Origin of the sequence: Psychromonas sp. MB-3u-54 (genome assembly GCF_002836415.1) — a bacterium.
In the GTDB taxonomy this organism is placed as follows: domain Bacteria; phylum Pseudomonadota; class Gammaproteobacteria; order Enterobacterales; family Psychromonadaceae; genus Psychromonas.
The window spans coordinates 1-22,322 of record NZ_PJBP01000109.1 but is presented as its reverse complement, the minus strand read 5'-3'; the positions used below and the strand labels follow the sequence as shown (position 1 = coordinate 22,322).

The following is a 22,322-nucleotide window of genomic DNA, read 5'->3' as shown; positions in this document are numbered from 1 at the left end:
CGCCACTTTAAATAAATAACCGCAACCAGTGGTAATTTTAAGCCAGTTTTCTGCCGGAATATTAATCCTATCTAGGAAATATCGCCACTATGTTAGCCATATGTTACTGACTGGGCGATCATGTTACTGCTATGCTACTGATTTTAAAAGTCTGGTGACTTCTCAGAAAAATTCATCAAAATTATGGTTAATATCAAATATTTATTAACAGAATATTTGGAAAAATGTTTACAATATAAATGATAACGATTACCACTTTGCATTCGCGTTATTCATCGACAACTCCTATTTTGTCTCATTAACATTTCGTACAAGGTGTTTACTAATATGATAAGTGTTACCTTCTTTCGTGCTGTACTCAGTACTTTCATTTTTATTTCCTGCATATTAACTTCTTTTTCAAGCTCGGCCGATACCTTTCCTTTGACGGTCACAGACATAGCCGGCCGTACTATTACCATCGACAGTGAGCCCCAAAAAATTGCTTTGTCTAGCGGAAGAGTATTCCCATTATTAGAAATAATTTATCAAAAAGATGCAGCTAAACACCTGGTTGCATGGCGCGATGATATGCGCTTATCAGCCCCCTCCATGTATCAAAACTATATTAAAGATTATCCTGGGCTTAAAAATATAATGACCATAGGCAAGATTAAGTCTGCTGAATTTGACGCCGAACGTTTCATTAATATGTCCAATAAACCGGATCTGTTTGTTGTTGATTTATCCAATATTAAATTAGCCCAAGATAAAGGGTTGCTTGAAAAATTAGAGAAGGCCGGCATTAAAGTATTAGCGATTGATTTTCGTGAGCACCCAGTCAAAAATACCGTGCAATCAATCACTAGTTTAGCCACAGCGCTCGGGAGAAAAGCACAAGGGCAACGCTTTGCCGATTATTATCAGGAACACATCACCCGCTTAACCGATGCTGTCGCTTCTTTACCTGTCGAAGAACAAAATAAAACAGTGTTTATTGAACGCGCTGCAGGTTATAGCGATTCATGTTGCCGTACTTTTTCAGAAGGTAATATGGGCGCATATATTCCGTTATTAAAAGCTAAGAATATTGCGGAAAAACCACTACAAGGTGCGGTTACCGGACAAATGTCACCGGAAAGTGTGATTATTGCTCAACCGGATATATATATTATGCAAACCACAGGATGGCTTGATAAAGAGGGTAATGTTACCGCGGGTATTCCATTGGGATACTCACCTATTCATAACGATGCTGTTAATAACAATACTATTAAAAACCAGGCGATTAAAAACCAGGCAATCAAAAAATCCACAACAGCATTAATGGCACGATCATGGTTAAAAGCGACCAAGGCTTATCAAGATAAAAATATTTACTCAATTTACATGCCCTTTTATAACTCGCCTTATAACTTAGTGGCAATGGAATACTTTGCAAAATGGATCCATCCGCAACAATTTAAAGATTTGAATCCGCTGCATACTTTTGAAGAAATGAATCAACGTTTTGCCGACCGCACTGCGTCGGGTGTTTTTGGTCAGAATAACGTTAAGGCAATGCAATAATGAATCACGCTACCTATGCCCCTGAAATGACGTTCCGAGAACAGGATAAAGCGAATATTCAGCAAGATAATGTCCACCTTAACGAGGCATTAACTGTGCATCACTTACGTATCAAAAAGAAAAAAATAGCGCTGCTTATTTTTTTCTTACTGAGTTTGATAGGGTTAATTGCAGACATTCTGATCGGATCCCACGGTCTGACTTTGTCACAGGTCTTGTCCGGCATTTTTCATTCGGATTCAAGTGATATTGTCACGCAAACGATTATTTGGGATATTCGTATGCCGATGTCCTTGATGGCACCCTTCGTTGGTGGCGCTTTAGCCATTGCCGGTGCACAAATGCAAACGACCTTAAATAACCCTTTGGCGGATCCTTATACTTTTGGCGTATCGGCTTCGGCCGGATTTGGTGCTTCATTGGTCATTACCCATGTTGTTTCAATACCATTTATTCCTGAGCAATATCAAATTGCGATCATGGCCTTTGTAATGTGCTTATTAACTACCTTTATGATCGCCGGCATCTCTTCGATTAAGCGCATTTCTATCGAAGGTGTGATGTTATTTGGGGTTGCCATTATGTTCGCCTATGACGGTATGCTGACGATGATGCAATATATCGCGACCGAAACGCAGTTACAGACCTTGATATTCTGGCAGATGGGATCACTTGACCGCGGTAGTTGGGAAAAAATCACCACCCTTGCTCTTTTATTACCGGTTGTAATCGCCATTATGATGAAAGACGCATGGAAATTATCATCGTTAAAAGTGGGTCAAGAACGCGCGGAATCAATGGGCATTAATGTTAATAGATTACGTATCAAAACCTTATTATTAGTGTCTTTAATTACCTCATTATCCGTTGCATTTGTTGGCGCGATTGGCTTTGTCGGGTTAGTTGCCCCACATATTGCACGTATGATTTTAGGGGAAGATCAACGCTTCTTCTTACCCGCTTCCTTTTTGCTTGGCGCAGTACTCGTGGAGTTAGCCTCCATTGCCAGCAAGTCGATCATGCCGGGTATTATATTGCCCTTAACCGTGATGATGTCGATTATCGGTGTTCCTTTCTTTGTCTTTCTCATTATTAAAAAAGGCGGTAGATTCTAATGACACTTAAAATTAATCAGCTTTCGGTCTCATTTGGTAAGAATGTTATTTTGAATAATATGAGCATTCCAGAGATCCATCCCGGTGAAATGGTTTCTTTAATCGGTAAAAATGGTGCCGGAAAATCCACCATACTCAAGCAAATGACCAAGCGTATACGCTTTAATCCTGATTCAATGACCTTAGCGGGTAAACCACTCAGTGTTGATGACATTGGTTATTTACCACAAGATCACCGCATCTCTGCCAACATAACGGTTATTGAACTTTTAATCACCACTATGCATGTCGGGGCTAACTCTTTATTTACCAAAGCCCGCAGCGCAGAAAACACCTTAACTTTATTAGAGAGCATCGGCATTTTGCACCTCGCAAATAAAATCTGCACTGAATTATCAGGTGGAGAAAGTCAAATGGTAGGACTGGCACAATCGGTCATCAATCAACCGAAAGTATTGATCCTCGATGAACCCACCTCTGCACTGGATATGCATAATCAATTCAAGCTGCTTGAATATATTAAACACTATGCACGCACTACTAATGCTTGCGTATTAATGGTGGTGCATGATTTAAATTTGGCTATTCAATATTCAGATAAAGTGGCAGCTTTACATAACGGCAGCCTGTTTGCTTATGGCGAGCCAAAACGTATTATTGATAAGCAACTCATTCGGAATATATTCAACGTCAATTCACAAATTATTCAGCTCGATAACTACCCGGTGGTGGTTGCTTGTTTATAGTCATCTTGGTAAAAAACGTTGTGCGGTAAATAAATCAAAGGCTGCAAAAGAAGTTGAACAGCCAGTCTTTTTCTTCGTGATCAATAATAATCACGAAGAAATAGAAGCGGATTAACAGTCTATTAAATTTGATTAACAAAACGGATAAAGCTCTGCAAAGCCGGCTTGATATATTTACTTTTATGTCTTATCTGCCATAACGTACGAGAAATATTAACCCCTTTTACATTCAGCTTTTTGAGCTTACCTTGCTCTATAAGATCTTCTACTACGTAAGTAGACAGACAACCTATCCCCAGATCATAAAGTACCGACTGTTTAATCGCTTCTGAGTGTCCAATCTCAATGATTTTCTGCATCTTAATATGATCTAAAAATTGTTGCTCTATAATAGCTCTAGTGCCCGATCCAAATTCTCGTAAAATCAGCGGTGCTTGTTGAAGCTGAATAATTGACGGGCTATTTGATGAAAAATATTTAGAGCTTGCCGCACCAAAAAGAATAAGCTTATCCTCCTTCCACGCCTCATGGATCAAATTTGGATAGTTAAGTGGTGGCAGCCCTTCAATAAAACCAAGGTCATATTCAATATCATTAATACCCTGAATAATCCTTTTGCTATTGTGCACATGCAAAGTAATCTCGACGTTAGGATAATTTTTAATAAAACTCGCGATAATCTTAGGCAGAAGATAAGTACCAATAGTCGTACTCGCGCCAATATGTAGCACAACAGCTTGTTCACTAAATAGCTGCTCAATCTCTTGAACGTCACTAAGAAGACTTTTTGCTCTAACTGCTAACATTTTACCTGCTCGATTAGCATTAAGACGCCGCCCGACACGATCAAACAGCCATACATTAAGCTGAGTTTCAATATCCTTTAGCCCAGTACTTACCGCAGATTGTGATAATGCCAGCTCTTGACCTGCTTTGGTGGTTGAGCCTGACTCATAGACCGCCATGAAGATCCTAAGTTGCCTGAGTGTAATATTCACAACTACTCCTTATCTAAAATGCAGATAGATCTTACCATAATTATCAATTTTCCATATTATATATAAATTGCTATTCTAATTCCAATTAGAATATTCAAGAGATAAATATTGTGAATAAAATAAAACCGTTACTGCCTGGCATTACCATCACTATGGTACTTGCACTTATAAGTACCAAGCTCAGTCAACTCTTATCTCCTATCCTTACCCTTGAAGCTTTAACCATTGGTATTATTTTGGGTATGTTGTATGCCAATACTGTAAAAGTAAATGCTAATTTTAAACCCGGTATTCAGGTGGTGTTAAAGCAGTGGCTAAACTATGGGATTATTCTTTTAGGCTTTAAACTTGATTTTTTACTGCTGGCTGACATGGGGTTTAGCATGTTGATCTTAGTGATGCTTTGGGTACCCATTCTGCTTTTACTGGCGCGTTTTATTGGCATGAAAATGGGATTAAGTGAAAAGTTAGCAACGCTCATTGGTGTAGGGAACTCTATCTGCGGCGCTTCGGCAATTGTTGCTATAGCCCCCTCGATTAAAGCCGAAGATGATGATGCGCTGATTGCTGTTGGCGTAATAAGTTTACTGGGTGCTGTCGGTGTTATTGTATACAGTTTTATTGCCACAGTGAGTCCTATGAGCGATATGCAGTATGGTCTGTGGAGCGGTTTAACCTTACAAGGCGTGGCGCACGCGTTAGCTGGCGCTTTTGCGCGCGGTGACTTTTCGGGACAAATGGGTACCTTTATTAAGATGGAACGTGTACTCATGCTTGCGCCCATGACGGTTATGCTAGCCACTTTTTTTGCGAAAAAAGGAGGGGATACTTTCGAGGTTAGCGTAAAATGGTGGCAGCGCATTCCTCACTATATACTGCTTTTTATTGGTGCCGGGATAATTTCCAGCACAGGCATATTACCTGAAAAGCTTACCTCTTTCTTAGGGAGTGCTGGTAGCTATTTAATTTTATGTGCAATGATTGCAATGGGGTTAATGGTACATGTCTCATCACTGCGTAAAAAAGGGGGACGTGCACTTATAATGGCCGGTCTATATTTCGCGGCACTTTCAATTGCAGGTTATATTATTATTTATTATATGTATGCCGATTTCGTTTTTATCCCACAATAAGCAATCACTTAACTTGGAAAATAATAATTTAGGAAGAACAACAATTGCGGTCATCCATTAATTTTCCCGCCATCTATTGATAACCGTTTTTATCATCAAGACTGCCCTTCGAATACCACTGCTTCTGCCTGCCATCGGCTACCAATGTTGGCATTGAATAAAGGCGGTTCCAACGCAGACAAACTTCTTCATCGACTCACTGTTTTCTCATTCATTAACATGCAAAGCCAAATGATAATAATGGCATAAGGGCAGGTATCGATAGTAAAAATGGAAAAGACCGTGGGCGTTCAACCATCCATTGTCTGCGATGATCAAAGCTTTGTCCTCTGAACTTATTCATTGCCGCATAAAAAAGCACGCCGAACACAACGGAAAATACAATGATAAATTTTAGAGAATAAATTTGAACAGCATCGCTGGCTTCGAAGAAGTGAATAACTGGGAATAATAAGCAGGGAAATCGGTGTTGCACGTAATTGCGTCATAATGAGATCCTAATCATTCAAAACAGTGTCTGAATAAAGTATAGAAGTGGATCCACTTTGAGGCCAATTAGATGGGTGTCCAACTATTTCTATCCAACTATTTCTATTACTGCAATATGCCACATTCGTTTATACGATACAGGTTGTAACGCTTTTTTTAGCATCGTTTCGAACATTATTTGCATATTAGGAGTAGTATCATTGCTTAGTTTTTAGCTGGATGCAGTTTATCAAACCAATAATTAAACTCTTTCATTGTGCGCATTACTTCTCATCATAATCATCGATATATAGGACGGTAGAATAATATGCCCAATAAAGGATGAGTAAAAATTGGATGACAGGCAAAAAATACAACCCACCATAAATGGCCCCTAAGGTGAGCACCGTAAGTGTGGAATAGAATAATAAAGAGCGAAGTCGATAAGCTTTAATAGCTTTAAACATTTTAAACTCTTTTCCTAATAGCCAGAATATTATTGAAAGAAGCAGAATAATGCTTCCGTCTGTTAAACGACCAGTAAACAAAAAAAACAAAGAAGCTACAAATATAACACTGGGTATACCTATGGTTCGCATATAAAGATACAAATTCAGATTACGTACTTTTCTCTTTTCATTTTCATTTTCATTTTCATTATGCATATTATTTCTCATTTCCTGCTGCAATATAAAACAGTGTACTATTAATACGATCTAATACATCAACAAATATCGTTGCAACTAAACGAAGTTTAGGTGGGAGGGCATTAATTAGTTTTCCTGATAAAAGATACAATATAGAAGCGAATCCTGTGCCCGCTGCACCTGCTTCATTCAAATCTGCTCTGTTTATATATATGTCTAGAAATACATTTGAAACTGCCAACACGATGCTAGCTAAAGCAAAAAAAGCAACCAAACCACCTCCTCCAAAGGCTATTAAAGCAAAGGTTGAAGCCCACCCAGCAATGTAAGAAAGCAGACCAAGCCAATACAACATATTCCCTAGTGTTTCATCATTTAAATACCCCCCATTACTCCCCCCACTGATCTTATAAGCCCCTGCGCTGGTATTATTATTAGTGACAATATAACCACTGCCTGTCCAACCAAAGTGAGTAATGGGTTTTTCATACACTGTGATGGTTTTACGTTGGTAAAGGCATTCTAAAACTGTAGGTGGCTATGTAATACTATTGCTATGTAATATTAATGTAAGACTTTTTCAACAGCACAATGCAATCCTTCACACTGAACATCAGTTCGTCAGACATATTAAGGCGTTCATCACCAACAAACGGTAGTAATTCTGCTGGTTGCTCACTTTTTATAGCTGAGTGAATTCTTCGCTGGATGCTAGTCTGATCTGAGGTTTCAGGGGTTGTCACCATCTTGGCGCGAATGGGGTTTAAATCAACATACGCCATACAAGCTAATATGGCTGCTTCATCAAGTAATGCCTGAGATTTAAAGCGCCCTACTGATGATTACTCCACCTAAAAAATAGAAACAGAAAGGTATAAATATTGAGAATAACAAAGCATGAATTAAATTTGATAGTACAAAACGATTAAAATTAAACTCTTTAATTTTAAAACGGAAACGTACTTCGGCACTATTACATGGAGAAAAAGTGAAAAGAGATACAAGGTAAACAGTAAAAAACAAAAATATACCAACTGAGTAATAACTTATAATTGACTGATATTCATAATTAGTAAAAGCCATCATCGCTATCAGCATAGCAGCGAATAATAACATCTGCTGCAATTTACTCCCTTTAAAGCCAGTCAGGGAGCCACAATTAGAGCAACGAATAACTTGATTAGTGGCTGAATATGCGCCAATCCAATTTTTACATTTTTTACATTTACTTATTAACATCATTTCACCTTAGATATTTTTTGTATACGTCAACAATTATCCGATTGACGAATCTAAACGAAGAAAGAACGGAGTAGCAATTTAAATTTAAAATTACCGCCTAACCACTAAAGTATAAGACTGTCGTAAAGCAGAGTGTCCGATTACTCATCAGAAGACAAAAACTTGTCTCTATAAATTAATGAGGAGTAATATGCCCAAGGTAAAATTGGAAGAAAGCTAATTATAATTAGTAGAGCTAATTCTAGGTAGACACCCAGTACACAAAATCCTCCAATGACTAAATAATACCCAATAGATAGCATTCTGTAGGTTTTAACCTCCCTACAAATTCTAAATTCTCCGGTAATAAACCAACAAACAACAAATAGAATTAAAACAACCCATCCTTCATTGATTCGACCAAGCAAAAAGAGCAAAAGACTACCAAGAAATAAGCTACTTGGTATTACTAAAGGCTTCATATATAAGTAGGGCTCAATCTTTTTCTTGTATTCAATATTTTTTTTATTCATATTATTTCTGATTTTCTGCATCAATATAAAATAGTGAATTCATAATTCGATAATAAACATCGAAAGCTATTAACGCAGGTAACCTGAAAATGGCAGGAAGAGCAGGAATTAATATATTAGCAGTTCCACCCTATGGTGGCGGCATTTTCAATTCCAGCCACGTTAGTTAAGAAGGCAATACCTAATGACTCTCAAACAAGCTAATAATAACATTTGGGTATGCAATGGTTATGACTGTCAATATTAAAGACTTTATCCGTTAGTAAATAAGCCTCATTTATTCTTAACTTCCCTCTCTCATTAAAAATGGGAGTATTAGAATGAAAAAAGGAAGGCCCAATAATACAATATCTAACCATGTTGAAAAATCATCATCATAGATGGCAGTAATTATTAGCAACCAAACCCCCGTAACTCTCCCTGAAAAATTAATAATTTTGTTATTTAAATTAAAATAACGAGTTAGAATGTTTTTTTCACAAAATGATATTTGTATATAAAAGAAAGCTATTATGAATGAAATTTGAATATATAAAGCTTGTATAAAAGTAAATTCGGTGAACATATTAAAATCCCATGCATTGCTTTGGACTAGGCAAGTCAGACCATCTTATTTCGGCGCACTGGCTGTCCTACCTTTTTTAATGCTAATGGTCTAGCTGTAACAAAAAATTCGGCAAATATTGCTACAGAAAGACTATTTGGGTTATTTCCTTTTTTTCTGCATATCTTTTAGTAATTGATAATCTTTCATGAAATAACAATATAAAAATGTTATAACAACATTAATAATCAAATCCTCTTTTGTACCAGATGGACTAAATAATACTAGCAATAACAAATTTGATATAAAAGACATGACTATTGCATATGTAAAGTACGCTATGAAGCTCGAAGATTCAGCCCCCTTTTTTTTCCACATAAAAAAATAAAACAAACCAATTGGTTTATTAGATAATTTATAACTAAATTGGATATTTCCATGGAATTTCTCTATTTATTATATGTGCATAAAGGTGCAGCTGACTTGACACCACCAGTTAATATCATTGGTATAGCAAGTGCGTTAAAAGCAAATGCAAGTAGTTTATATTTAATGTATCTAGGTACAAAAAAAGTAGAAATCGTAACAATCTTAAGTAATGTATGAAACATTTCAGGACAGTTGTTTTCGTAAAGAATTAAATCAGCTTTCATAAAAATCAATCACTTTGACTTTTTTATTCCAATTTTTTGTAGCCAATTGCCCATGAAACTATAAGGCATAAAAACATTAAGAATAGAATTAGAGCGAGATCCCCTCCGCGCCATAAATATAACTTAATATGAGTTGGCAAAACGATAAGATATACAATCCAGATAGCACTCGCTGAGCAAAGCAAGTATCGAACAAAACGAGGAATAATAAGAGTAGTTCCACACCTAGGGCAGTATCTATATTCAATACTATTTATTCGTTTGACTTTAAAGCCCGAAAAAAAGATATGCGCCCTACAATTAGGGCATCTTCCAAATGTAAACATATTAAGCATAGCTAGATCCTCATCGTAAACAACTCAATTAATCCATAATTAATCATTTATATTCATTAGAATCCTGCTGCACAACGTCTAGAGAAACTAGAGAAGAGTAGAGATACTTCTATCAAAGTAGGAATTAACCAAACTATTATGCTTCCAAAAGACAAATATAAAAGGGTAGCGGCTACAATCTGAACAGCGATTATTTGATAAATATTAACGTAAATCGAATCATTAAATAGCATTGATAAACCACACCCAGCCACCAATAAAGATGCAACAAGTAACATAACACTAATAATAGAAGAACTAATAAATAGACCTAATAAAAACAAACCTATCGCTATTGCGATTAATAAATACCCCCCATTACTTCCCCCACTAATCTTATAAGCCCCTGCGCCGGTATCATTGTCGGTGACAATATAACCACTGCCTGTCCAACCAAAGTGGGTAATGGGTTTTTCATGCACGGTAACGGTTTTTCCTTGGTAGAGTGCATTGCGGATTTCATTTTTAGCCGCGCTATCAATATTGATATTGGCAAGTTCTTCAATTTTATCAAGATTTAGAGTATATATTTTTTGATTTTGTTGGGCTGCGACAGACAGTGCCTTCACAGCAGAAATGCCTTCAACAGGATTAGCGGGATCAGTATTAAACATCATCTCCGGGATAATATGCTCATAAGCACTGGCACGCAGACCGCTGGCTTTGTTTAATGCCAGCCAGTCACCATGACAGTTATTTTTTACCTCACTGGAAAAGGCCAAGTTATCAATATCCATGACCACGCCGGTAAAAGCGATATTTATCGGAAAGCCAAACCAGTAACTGACACTACCTGCAATACCAAAAGTACCATAAGAGGGTTGGCGATAGCTGACACTATCGGCCATTTTCGCGGCTAATTTATCTTGCGCGTAAGTCATGGCAAAATAACTCAACATACCTGTCTGCAATATATTACCGGTAAGATCATGGCCACTAACACCATCCATATTTTCAGCTTCGAGTTTTTCTTTAGTTTGCTCTAATTCAGTTTGTAAAGCCTGCAGCTGCTTCGCCGCTATTCCCTGCAAATCAATACCTACAGCCTGGTAAGCCCCTACATTGGTTGGGCTCAATAATTATGGGTGGCTATGTAACGGCTGGGTAAATAATCGAGTACTCGCTGTTGATCGGATTCTGTGACTGGTTGGTAAGCGAGGAGCCATCAGATCTTTTTTTCCTAAAATAGTAAAACTCAAGACCTAATGCATTTATGTTCCTACAGGTAGAACTCATAACTTATTTTGAATATAAAAAGTCCGCTTAAATACTTCTCTTGAACAAAAATAACTATATATCATTAGCACTGTAAATAGAAAAAGAGGAATAGTGAAGCCAATCAAATTTAAGTAAGAGAATGGCATGTAAAAAAAAGAGATAAAAGTCAAAGCAGAAGTGGAGAGAATCATACAAATTCTAAGTATAAAAGCAAGCAGTGCCTTTAAAGTTGAAGGAAAATTTTTTCTTCTATATTTTTCTGTTTGAGGGAGTATTAAACCCATTAACATTAGATATGTCATGAAATTCCAAAGTAAAAATAGTTTTGCTAACCCATAAGGCTCCATTTTTAATATGGCACTAGATAATAGTGATATACCTGCAACTACCGAAAATAAATATACCGTAGGGTTAATCCAACAATACCTCTTTTTTACTAAATATAAACCCAACAAAAAACATATCAAGGTTGTTAGTATTAAATTAGTTTCATCATAATGAATTATCTGTTTGTATTTTTTTATGAACATTAAAAATAGCTCCTATTTAGATATTGCAAGACACGTTTTTTCAGTAATTGCAGCTTTAACCGCGCTGTCCACCAAAAATGCTCCTATTGACCACATAAGAGCAACAGCTAAAAGGGGAGCAAATGTACTTATAATTAAAAATACAACTCCAAATGAAATTAATGCAGCCCCCCCTCCAATTAGGCAACCGGTGCTACTACCATTCAGGTTGCTTTTAAAATCTTGAAAACTATCAGCTATTGACAAAAGTCCAGCGCCAATTGCTAATATTGATCCGAACAACGGTATGAATGCTACTAAAAAGCTAAGAAATGCCCACATTAATGGGTAACTATGAATAGTATTAAGAAGCCCCCCATTACTTCCCCCACTAATTTTATAAGCCCCTGCGCCGGTATCATTGTCGGTGACAATATAACCACTGCCTGTCCAACCAAAGTGGGTAATGGGTTTTTCATGCACGGTAACGGTTTTTCCTTGGTAGAGTGCATTGCGGATTTCATTTTTAGCCGCGCTATCAATATTGATATTGGCAAGTTCTTCAATTTTATCAAGATTTAGAGTATATATTTTTTGATTTTGTTGGGCTGCGACAGACAGTGCCTTCACAGCAGAAATGCCTTCAACAGGATTAGCGGGATCAGTATTAAACATCATCTCCGGGATAATATGCTCATAAGCACTGGCACGCAGACCGCTGGCTTTGTTTAATGCCAGCCAGTCACCATGACAGTTATTTTTTACCTCACTGGAAAAGGCCAAGTTATCAATATCCATGACCACGCCGGTAAAAGCGATATTTATCGGAAAGCCAAACCAGTAACTGACACTACCTGCAATACCAAAAGTACCATAAGAGGGTTGGCGATAGGTGACACTATCGGCCATTTGCGCGGCTAATTTATCTTGCGCGTAAGTCATGGCAAAATAACTCAACATACCTGTCTGCAAGATATTACCGGTAAGATCATGGCCACTAATACCATCCATATTTTCAGCTTTGAGCTTTTCTTTAGTTTGCTCTAATTCAGTTTGTAAAGCCTGCAGCTGCTTCGGCGCTATTCCCTGCAAATCAATACCGACAGCCTGGTAAGCCCCAGCATTGGTTGGGCTGGTTAATCCCATCTCCCAGCCACGGCCCGGTAGGTAAAAACCTTGTTGTACTTTAAGCTCGGTGCCTAAGCCCACGCGGCTTACGCTATTAATCGTTTGCCCTTCGACTACCCATTGCGGTGTTAGATTGATAAGGTTAACAGGTAACGATCCGGGCAGATCGGCTGCCGAATTTATTTCATCGGGTAAATAATCGAGTAATCGCTGCTGATCGGCGTCAGTGGCTGGTTTATAAGAAAGCGCATGGCGTTTACCTGCAACTTCTGGTCCCGTTGCGTGATAACTGATCAGATTTGAGCCCCATTTATCGAACAGATTAAATTTATATTTAAGGCGCAGACTATCGGGCAGTGTGCTGACACTTTCCTCTGCATGGATAACAATATAAGGTAATACTGCGGGTAAGGTATCCGCCTTTGTTTGAATAATCTTTTGCGATCCTAACACTTTATCCAATGTAGCTGATGGATGGTTGATACTCATAAACTCTTTAAGTTTTGTTTGATATTGCGAGAGTTGATTGCTTATCGCGTCTTGATCAATACCACGCACCCAACCTTCTGCTTGATTCGATTCGCTGCCGTTAATAAGCAGATATTGTAATGAAGCCGCATCAAAGGGTACCGCTTGTTCAAGCTGCATACGCTGGGTATATTGATACTGTTTAAAAGAGGGATCGAGACTTAGCCATTTATCGTCTATCCAAGCTTCTACCCAAGCATGTTCAATGGCGATATTTTGTATTTGTCCATTTCTATTTAAAATTTCAGTAACAGGGATACCCCCTTGTCCAAGCAGGTTTGCAGCCGCTTCCCAGTTATCAACACCACCGACCCAGTTTTGTAATTGCTCCGGCGATAAACTAACCGAGCCATAAACATAACGCGCAGGGTTGGCAGAAGCGCGTAGCAGTGCAACCAATAAGCTTGCACTGTCAATGGCATTACCCTGTTCACTGAGCAGCGTGTAATCTGCACCTTGCATTGAGCCATGGCTTGGCAGATAACGTATATTATTGTACACCCAGTTATAGATAGTTAATGGATTGCTCCCTAACTCAAGCGCTTTTTGTTTGATTGCATCGCTGAGTTGTGCATCGACATTGGCGGCTAAGTCGTCATCACTAGGCAGATCAAGATCAACTGAGCTCATCATTGAAGGCGTTTTTAATCTTGACTGGCCAGTATTTAATTTAACTTCAAGTGCTTCTTGACTGAGTACAGCTTCTATTTTCTGATTGCTGTTCGGACCAAAAGGTAAGTTATCATTGTCATAGCTGTGTATCGGTGCTTGACGGTTAATGTGAGTGAGTTTGTTGTCGAGGTTAGCAACAAATTCTTTTTTAGCAATTAATTCTTTGGCACTTTTAAAATTTTGTAGCTGGTTCAGATCATCCAGTAAAAGTTGATATTCATTATTGATGTTAGAGGTTTGTTTTTGCATGGCAGCGAGCAGTTTTTTATCTGTATGTTTATCTTTAAGCTGAGCTAATTGCTTAGACAGTAGTTTCTCCACTGGTGTTTGCTGCTCACTGAGCTTGTCATGCTTTTTAGCTATATAAGTTTGAATATGATCTAAATTTTTTTGCGATGGTTTGTCTTTATTCAACTCTTTATGTAAGGCGCTGATAGCTTGTGCTAAATATTTATTATTTTCAGTTAATTGCGTTAATAACCGTGCTTCTGTGCCTGGTTTGGTTCGCTTGCTGGCATCAACCATGGCATGCGCCGAAGGCGAGTAAAAGACAAAACAGTAGCTGATAATCATCAGGCAGCTAACCGTCAACATAAAACGGCTAGCATGGCGTATTGCGGATAATAATGAGTCATTATTCATATTCCGTCCCTGTCTGATGCACTCCCTGTTTAACAGGGAGAGTGTCTAAATATGTGTTCCTACGTCACCATAGGAATAAATTGTTTTTTAGCGGCACATTCTACGATTCCAAGGGCCGCTATTGCTCACTTGTAGCTTAAAGCGTTGCTCAGATGAATGACCATCAATGTCAGCTGCACGCACTTCAATCGTATGGCTGCCTAGTTGCGTTTCATCCGCTAGCCAACTTACCTCACCGCTAATGCTATCAAGATCCATCCCTTGTGGTGATTGCAGTAATTGGAAGGTGACCGCTTGACCATCGACATCATCGGCTTGAACTTGATAATGGTATTCACCTTGTTCCAAACGCAGCTCTGTTATTGCAGTCGAGGTGATCACCGGCGCATTATCTCCAGCTCCCAGCACATAGATAATGAATGTCTGCAATACTGACCCGCCATAGATATCTGTCGCACTGAGCTCTATTTCGTGACTGCCGATATCGTCACTTAAAGGTTGCCAATTAAGCAGACCATTATTATCAATATGCAGCGGGCTTGGACGCAAACTATAGGTGATGGCATCACCATCACTGTCGCTCGCTTGCAGTTGATACTGATATATATTACCCACTTGCACAATAGTGACAGGTTGGCTAATAAACTGCGGTGCATGGTTGTTGCTGCCCTTCGCTAATACCGTTAATTGAGCGTTAAAGAAAGATGATCCCCCGTTGCCATCATCAACAGTGATTTGGTAGGGGTAGGTCGCTATTTGGTCATCGGCAAAGGGAAAGGCTGTTAGTAACCCCGTTTGCAGATCAATATCTAAGCTGGCTAGATTATCGCCTGTCACTGCAATGCTAAAGCTCAGTTGATCACCATCAGGATCACTGGCATTAATATCAAAACTCAGTTCACGACCGATGGCTAACGTACTCTGTTCACTGCTTGGTAATGAAGTAAAAATGGGTGCATGGTTAGCGCTATTCACTTCCGCTACTTTTAGGGTGTAACTCTGATTTAACAACACCTTGCCATCGGTTATTTGAATAACAACGCTGTGTTCTCCAATATCAGCAGATGTTGGAATCCAACTCAATGCAGACTCATCGAGCGACATCCCGGCAGGCCCCTGTGCAATAGAGATATACAGATTATCGCCATCAGCATCGCTGACAACAACTTGATAGCGATAAGCTTTATTAACAATTGCAAGCCCGGTTGGCTGACTAGTGACGAGCGGATTATTATTTTCTTTGGCAGCCAGTAACACCGCAACCGTAAAACTTTGCTTAACGGTATATGTACCATCCTTGACAGTTATTTCGACCGGATGACTGCCCAGTTGTTTCTGTGTGGGTTCCCAGGTTAATATGTTTTGGCTATCAATCAGCATACCTGCAGGCGCTTTGTCCAGAGTAATGGTCAGAGCATCGCCTTCGGGATCGGTTACTTGAATTTGGTAACGGTATTGTTGATCGGTCACTACGCTTGAGCTTGGTTGACTGTTAATGACAGGCGGGTAATTATCTAAATCACCCTGTGGAACTCCAATGACAAAGTGTTGAATCTGTGTCAATACACCATCACTTACCGTGATTTCAACCCTATGTTGTCCCATCTGGTTGATGCTAGGTATCCACTCAATTAAGCCATTATCTTGATGACTCATGCCTTGCGGACCTCTTAGTAGTGCAAATGTTAATCTGTCTTGATTTTGATCCTTAGCGGTGACCTGATAGCGCCAGAGGTTATTTAACAATGCCTGGTGATCTGGGGTGGACGTTATCTCCGGTGCAATATTTTGCTCAGTTGTAATGCGCCATACGAAATCAACCTGAGAGTGACTGTTGTGACTGCTATCGGTGACAGTGATATTGACTTGGTACTCGCCCTCAATAGAGGGCACGCCTGAGATCAAACCATCATTATTGAGACTTAAACCTCTCGGTAGCCCCATTGCTTGATATGACAACTGAGCTGCTGGTGCATGATTAATAATCAGCTGTACTTCAACCGGATCGCCAGAGTAGTTAGATTGATCACCCAGACTAAATAGACGCACCGCTTGTGCAGAAACTTCAAGTTCAAATACTTGGATATCTTGGCCACCACGCAGGTCGGTGACTTTACTTGCAATTAAGTAACTCTGTGCCAGCTGCTCAATCGTTGCTGTCCAAGATATTAATCCAGTAAAATCATCAATCACTAAACCTTCAGGAATAAGATAACCTTGTGATTCATCTGTTATTAGGCTAAACGTGAGGCCATCGCCAATATCCTTATCTTTTGCAGTAACTTGATATTGATAGCTTTCATTTACTCTGGCAAGCGTATTCGCCTGACTGGTGATTTGCGGGGCAATATTAATATCTTCGATCGCAAGTGCGTATAACTGTGTATCAAACAATGCGGTTGTATCTGTAACCTTTAATTTAACTAATGCTGAACGTGTTGTATTATTAGCCGTTTCACAATCACTTATCCCATCGACCACTTCTATCTGTGCATAGAGATCTTGATTAAGCAGAGATTCATTGACTACAGCATCCAGTAACTTCTGCTGCCCGGTGGGCATAGCGGGCACCATAAAACGCGCAATTTCGGTACCATTAAAGGCAGGATCACCACTGTACACAATAATATTACTTTCTGTTCCAACATCAACTAGACCACGATTCAGCAGTGTTAACCGGACATGATAACCATCATCAATTTTAACTAAGCCAAGTTTGCTGACCATAAGATCGGGTGCGATGGCAGGAGGCAGTTGTTCAATAATCTCTTTTACTTTAATATCGATAAAAACTTTAGAAAACGACTCTGCGTAATAACCACCACGGCGTAAATAGTTTAGATCCCAAGCTGCTCCACCATTTTCCATCGCCATTTGTACATAATGTGCAATAGTATTACCAGATCCGGAATAGGCTGAAGCATTATCGCAAAGCGTATACCCCCCTTTCCCGTCTGCAACATAACCAATATGATCGCTATTTATGCCTAATGCAGATGTACCATCTTCACATTTAAAACGTGCATTAACGACAGCATTAAGTAACACTCCCTGTCCATCTAACGCCTGTAAAATGGAAGCATATGTGATGTTATTGTCACGATTATCTCTATCTTCATCGGTTATCAATATAATATTTCTCGCGGCTTTTTCAGCTTTGGGATAATCATTAAGCGTAAAGTGAATTGCTTGCCAACCATCTTCACTACCACCGCCTAGACCTAAAGAGGCAGATGCTGCATCAAGATCTTGAGCGTTTCCAAATTTATTTCCATTAACCAGCGTATTTCTTGGTCCATAGCTTGAGTAGTTAACCAGGCCATATTTATTCGTACTATCAGCGCCAACCCCAGCAGCTTGTAGTTTTTCTTCCAACGCGATAGCCATTCCACCAACCCAACGCGTTTCTCCACCCATTGAACCTGAAATATCAATAACAACAAGCACTTCAGCATCACCAACAGAGGGGGCCGTATTTTCTTCTGATTTTAGGTAACACTGATTATTAATTTGAGTCATACCGCTAATGTAATCATCAGTCGGGATCCAGCTAATAGTGCCCGATTTAGGATTAATTCCCATACCTGCGGGACCAAATTCCAGTGAATAAGTTAACTGGTCATTGGGATTTAAATCTTGCGCAATAGCGTGGTAGAGATAAGCCCGCTCTTCTGTTGCTTGCACAATAGGTTGAGAAATTATTTTAGGTGGAAAATTGTTTAACAGGTGCACTACGATTGGATAAGTCTGGGAATCTATTGCCCCGGCGAGGTCGGTCACTTCAACAGTGATGGAAAATTCGCCCGCAATAAAAGTTGTCCAACGGATCTCACCAGTCTTGGCATTAATCGCCATCGTATTTGGTGCGTCGAGTAAACGGTAGGTAAGTATATCTCCTAAATCTGCATCAATTGCGGCTACTTGATAAGTATATGGTAAGCCTAACGCGGCATTGTTTACTGACGCGCTGGTGATACGAGGTGGATTATTTTCATTTTTTAACGAGATAACAAACAGTTGCTGATCTTCAGCTCCTTTATCATCTGCTACTTTGACCCAAACAAATGCACTCTTTGTAATATTATTTTGCTCATTACATTCAAATACTTTCTCACGGTTATCTGCCCAAAGATAAATATCATCGGTGAGCAAACGAATATCAGAAACAGGCCAGTTAACCTCAATTGTTTCATTCGTAGCGAGGTTATTAATCACCTCTTCACCCAGTAACTGTCCATTTTGAGAGGGATTTTCTGAGAAAAATCCAGATTGCAATACCGTATCAAGCAAGGGTTTACTGCGGTTGGTTAACTGTGCCTGAAATTGATACTGATCGTTTATCTTATGCAGCTGTAAATTATGTGCGACCAGATCCGGTACGTCACCAAGAGGGGAATATGTGTTGATAAACTGCCAATTGATAATATCATGAATATTTGATGAAGCATCAGTAGCGGAAGTGAAACCTACATAAGCATTATCTGTCTGCAATATGCTTGATAGATTGAGAGAATAGCTTAATGTTGCCTGCGCTGGACGGATATTTTCATAAGCTAGGCGCACCTCTAATAGCTCTGAAATGCCAGAATAATCGATCCAAACAAACCAAATATTGCCATCATTTAGACGGTTAGGTAAATTTACTTGTTTTGTTGCAATACTCGATCCGTTAATATGTAATCCTAGATGGTTACCGTTATTTTTTTTTGAATTACTTTTATTCGCCCATGTATCAAATGCAATACCGATACTTTTTTTAATACCTTCATAACCGATAGCATTTTTAAAAGCGTCTATTTCGTCATCTTGAGTCTGGATAACAAAAACAAAACCATCGCCACCTTGCCCGTCGGAATCACTAAGCCCATGAGAATCACTAATTTGGAAGCTGAACGCAGTACTAAAAGAAGCTTTAAGAGGAGAAGATTCACTCAATAGAATAGGCTCTGTAATAAATGCACTTCCTCTCTGCCACAGATCATCAGTAAGCCGAAGAATATTTTTATCCACTGGATTTAAGTTGGCGGTATCACCATTGAGGGTTATTACTGATAAATCAGAAAAATCACTGAAGGTAATTTTTTGAATTTCATCATCTGTCGTCTGCTCACAAAACTTTAGGGGTTCAGTACTTTGATTGTAATAATCATTGTTGATAATCCAACTTATTTCCCCTGTTTTTTCATTAAGTGTCATTCCATTTGGGGCTTGTTCTAACGAGTAGGTAAGCTCCGTCGAATCAGCATCTGTCGCGACAACTTGATATCGATATTGCTCTCCTTGTCGTCCCATTTGTATTGCACTGGAGATAATTTCTGGATTTTGATTTTGAGAATTAAACTGTTCGGAGTCATTATGATCGTGTTTACTGTTTTCTTTTTCTGAGTCAGCGGAATCGTCGTGACTTGGTTTAGAATCTAGTTTGCTGTTTTCTTTTTCTGAGTCAGCGGAATCGTAGGGACGCTGTATATCATCGTATTTACTATTTTCTTTTTCTTTTTCTTTTTCTAAGTCAGCAGAATCGTAGTGATGCTGTTTATAATCGAGCTTGCGGTTTTCTTTTTCTGAGTCAACGGAATCGTAGTGACGCTGATTATAATCGAGTTTGCTATGCTCTTTGTTTTTTTTAGAATAATAGTCATCATGGTAATTACCTTTAAGGTAATCCGCCTGTTTTTTATTATTTTTTGAGTCTGCGTAGTCATCATCATAATCTTTTTTTAACTCATTATTATGAGAAACAGTTTGAATCCCTAGACCCCATGTAACTAATAATAAAGCTAATATAATCTTAATTCGTGACTTTATTCTTTTGTACAATAACATCCATGTTTCCTCAAAATTAAATTCCATCTAACTTTGTTAACAACAAAAAAGAAAATAGCTCTACTTATCAAAGTATGTGAAGGTCAATCTTTTGTCAATTAAAGGCATTTAGAATAGTAATTTCCCGTCAGTGCCCAATTAAGCCCACATACCAATAATTCTCCGAATTTGTCATGCTTTCTGTTTAAAGTGATCATCATTATCGCAACTGAACGACAAACTTATTGATATACAAGTAGCGAGAGGATTACTAGAAATACTGGAGGTGAAAGGCTGAAGTAGAAAGGCTAGACACCCAAAAGTTACCAATATAACCGATTGATTTTAAAGACCCATAAAAATCCTCAAGCACTTAAACAACTTGAGGCTAACAACAAACTTGTGGGTACAACAACCACGCAACCCATTTTTTAACCAACACGCCATCAAGGGCGAAACGCCACCAATAAAGTTAAACCAAAAGCCAGAAGCGAAAGCTTACTAATAACCGATGCGCTATCAACTTTAGCAATATTGATGGGTGGCTATGTAACGATGATTAGCTTCGCTTCTAACTGGCTTTGTGCCCCTTTACAAGTTAGAAAACTGAGGCCCCCGAAGTACAACAGATCAGTTAAACATGATACTGGTCAATTCAATTTATCGATAACAAACTACAAATTGCTATTTAATTGTTACTTTCTTGCCTAAAATGTAGACGCTGACTAAAATCGTACTAGTGTATAAAACATACAGAGGAGGTCGGTTATGCATCTTGAATTAATGTCAGATGACGAAGAGGAAATGATCACTGAAAATCAACATTCTGAAGGTGATCAATCACAATATAGCGGACTCGAACGCCGTATGGAGCAACGTAGGAAGAAGGTCGATCGTCGAGAAATGGTTCGTTTTGAGGAGAAACCTCCTCGCCGCAAAGGGTTAGACCTACGTGGTGAAGCTAAATTGTGGGAGGAGCTGTATAGAAATTTCTGATTGATAGCATCAAACACAGCTTTGTTTATAATTACGAGTCTATTAGTGGCACCGTCGGCAGCATCTAACTTGCTCTATTCAATATCGAACCAGCTAAATTAATTTAGCAATGGGGGTGCGTCTTGTCTTTTGCCATCATTAAGTTGAAATTGCGTAATTTTACAGACAAACAGAGTAAATTTTTCTAAGACGTAATGTGCCCCCTTTCCGTATATCGACTCCACGTATTTTAAAATATAATTTTTCATAAACATTAAGATGCGGTCGTATATACAGCTTTTAATGAAAGCAATAACGATGGGTGGCTATGTAACGAGCAATAATGATGGGTGGCTACGTAACGAGCAATGTAACGATGATGTACCGCTAACCCCCCTTTTATTGAATCTATACGTACCTAATTAAGAACACGGCACTATAAGTATCCGCACTGAAAAACTGATTTAGATTGGATTAAGCAGCCCAAAATCCGTTAATGTTTTTGCCTCTTTTATCATCAATTCCGCCAGTAAATTCGATGCTTATACAGTCGTGAAAAGTATTGTTATATTATGCATTTATTGATCTAGAACAATGATTTAATTCAGTATTTTTGACTAAAACACTCAATAAACTTGTATGTTTTAGATAACGACAAGGTGATAAAGTTTTTATTTATTTATTAGATAAGGTTTAAATTTTGAATGTATTAATTGATCGACTTGAATCAAGCTTAAATTCCCCGAATCTGGGGAAATTAATTCTTAGAGTTAGCTTTAGTTTAATGTTCTTATTGCATGGAATACATAAAATTTATGGAGGTACTGATTTCATTCAAGGTTTACTTGTAGAGAACGGTTTACCT

The 22,322-nt window shown here is 38.6% G+C and carries 15 protein-coding genes and 1 pseudogene; 6 read left to right on the top strand and 10 right to left on the bottom strand.

What is annotated here, in order from left to right; genetic code table 11:
* The first annotated feature begins 327 nt into the window (after positions 1-327).
* The 3 genes from CXF72_RS05170 to CXF72_RS05160 are packed head-to-tail and all read left to right on the top strand — an operon-like array spanning position 328 to position 3,409.
* Complete coding sequence (locus CXF72_RS05170; RefSeq protein ID WP_101037388.1) at positions 328-1,548, top strand: ABC transporter substrate-binding protein; 1,221 nt, start codon at positions 328-330, stop codon at positions 1,546-1,548.
* Entirely contained in the window at positions 1,548-2,663 is a 1,116-nt protein-coding gene (locus tag CXF72_RS05165) for a FecCD family ABC transporter permease (RefSeq protein ID WP_232784883.1), read from the top strand. Before CXF72_RS05170 ends, CXF72_RS05165 begins: the two co-directional genes overlap by 1 nt.
* Positions 2,663-3,409 (top strand): ABC transporter ATP-binding protein, encoded by a 747-nt coding sequence (locus tag CXF72_RS05160; protein WP_101037386.1) that lies wholly within the window; start codon positions 2,663-2,665, stop codon positions 3,407-3,409. The genes CXF72_RS05165 and CXF72_RS05160 overlap by 1 nt, the downstream gene beginning before the upstream one ends.
* 122 nt (positions 3,410-3,531) lie before the next feature.
* On the opposite strand, the gene CXF72_RS05155 is transcribed toward CXF72_RS05160, so the two are convergent.
* Positions 3,532-4,407, bottom strand: a complete 876-nt coding sequence (locus CXF72_RS05155; protein ID WP_157823193.1) for a LysR family transcriptional regulator — start codon at positions 4,405-4,407, stop codon at positions 3,532-3,534.
* 110 nt (positions 4,408-4,517) lie between these two features.
* On the opposite strand from CXF72_RS05155, the gene CXF72_RS05150 reads away from it, so the two are divergent.
* Entirely contained in the window at positions 4,518-5,540 is a 1,023-nt protein-coding gene (locus CXF72_RS05150) for a YeiH family protein (protein WP_101037382.1), read from the top strand.
* A gap of 752 nt (positions 5,541-6,292) precedes the next feature.
* On the opposite strand, the gene CXF72_RS05145 is transcribed toward CXF72_RS05150, so the two are convergent.
* The 5 genes and pseudogenes from CXF72_RS05145 to CXF72_RS05125 all read right to left on the bottom strand — a co-directional run bounded on the left by CXF72_RS05145 (position 6,293) and on the right by CXF72_RS05125 (position 8,409).
* Positions 6,293-6,673, bottom strand: coding sequence for a hypothetical protein (locus CXF72_RS05145; protein WP_101037380.1), 381 nt, complete (start codon positions 6,671-6,673; stop codon positions 6,293-6,295).
* 1 nt (position 6,674) lies between these two features.
* On the bottom strand, positions 6,675-7,148 hold the full coding sequence (locus CXF72_RS05140) for a hypothetical protein (protein WP_101037378.1): 474 nt from the start codon (positions 7,146-7,148) through the stop codon (positions 6,675-6,677).
* An 88-nt stretch (positions 7,149-7,236) separates the two neighbouring features.
* Positions 7,237-7,488, bottom strand: a pseudogene (locus CXF72_RS19750) (transposase); the annotation flags it as partial.
* Positions 7,478-7,897 (bottom strand): hypothetical protein, encoded by a 420-nt coding sequence (locus tag CXF72_RS05130; protein WP_157823192.1) that lies wholly within the window; start codon positions 7,895-7,897, stop codon positions 7,478-7,480. The gene CXF72_RS05130 and the pseudogene CXF72_RS19750, both read right to left, overlap by 11 nt.
* A 140-nt stretch (positions 7,898-8,037) precedes the next feature.
* Positions 8,038-8,409 carry a hypothetical protein gene (locus CXF72_RS05125; RefSeq protein WP_101037374.1) on the bottom strand — a complete coding sequence of 124 codons (372 nt, stop codon included), beginning with the start codon at positions 8,407-8,409 and terminating at the stop codon, positions 8,038-8,040.
* Positions 8,410-9,391: 982 nt separating this feature from the next.
* Between CXF72_RS05125 and CXF72_RS19270 the strand changes: the two genes are divergently transcribed.
* Positions 9,392-9,559 carry a hypothetical protein gene (locus CXF72_RS19270; RefSeq protein ID WP_157823191.1) on the top strand — a complete coding sequence of 56 codons (168 nt, stop codon included), beginning with the start codon at positions 9,392-9,394 and terminating at the stop codon, positions 9,557-9,559.
* Positions 9,560-9,997: 438 nt separating this feature from the next.
* Here the strand turns inward: CXF72_RS19270 and CXF72_RS05115 are convergent, their stop codons facing one another.
* The 4 genes from CXF72_RS05115 to CXF72_RS05100 form a co-directional block, all read right to left on the bottom strand.
* Positions 9,998-11,056: a hypothetical protein gene (locus CXF72_RS05115; RefSeq protein WP_157823190.1), complete on the bottom strand. Its 1,059-nt coding sequence runs from the start codon at positions 11,054-11,056 to the stop codon at positions 9,998-10,000.
* A 156-nt stretch (positions 11,057-11,212) separates the two neighbouring features.
* Entirely contained in the window at positions 11,213-11,728 is a 516-nt protein-coding gene (locus tag CXF72_RS05110) for a hypothetical protein (RefSeq protein ID WP_101037368.1), read from the bottom strand.
* Positions 11,729-11,740: 12 nt separating this feature from the next.
* On the bottom strand, positions 11,741-14,677 hold the full coding sequence (locus CXF72_RS05105; RefSeq protein ID WP_101037365.1) for a transglutaminase-like domain-containing protein: 2,937 nt from the start codon (positions 14,675-14,677) through the stop codon (positions 11,741-11,743).
* Between the two features lie 87 nt (positions 14,678-14,764).
* Positions 14,765-20,503 (bottom strand): putative Ig domain-containing protein, encoded by a 5,739-nt coding sequence (locus CXF72_RS05100; RefSeq protein WP_198552509.1) that lies wholly within the window; start codon positions 20,501-20,503, stop codon positions 14,765-14,767.
* A gap of 747 nt (positions 20,504-21,250) precedes the next feature.
* Between CXF72_RS05100 and CXF72_RS05095 the strand changes: the two genes are divergently transcribed.
* Complete coding sequence (locus tag CXF72_RS05095; RefSeq protein ID WP_198552508.1) at positions 21,251-21,478, top strand: hypothetical protein; 228 nt, start codon at positions 21,251-21,253, stop codon at positions 21,476-21,478.
* Positions 21,479-22,322: the final 844 nt, after the last annotated feature.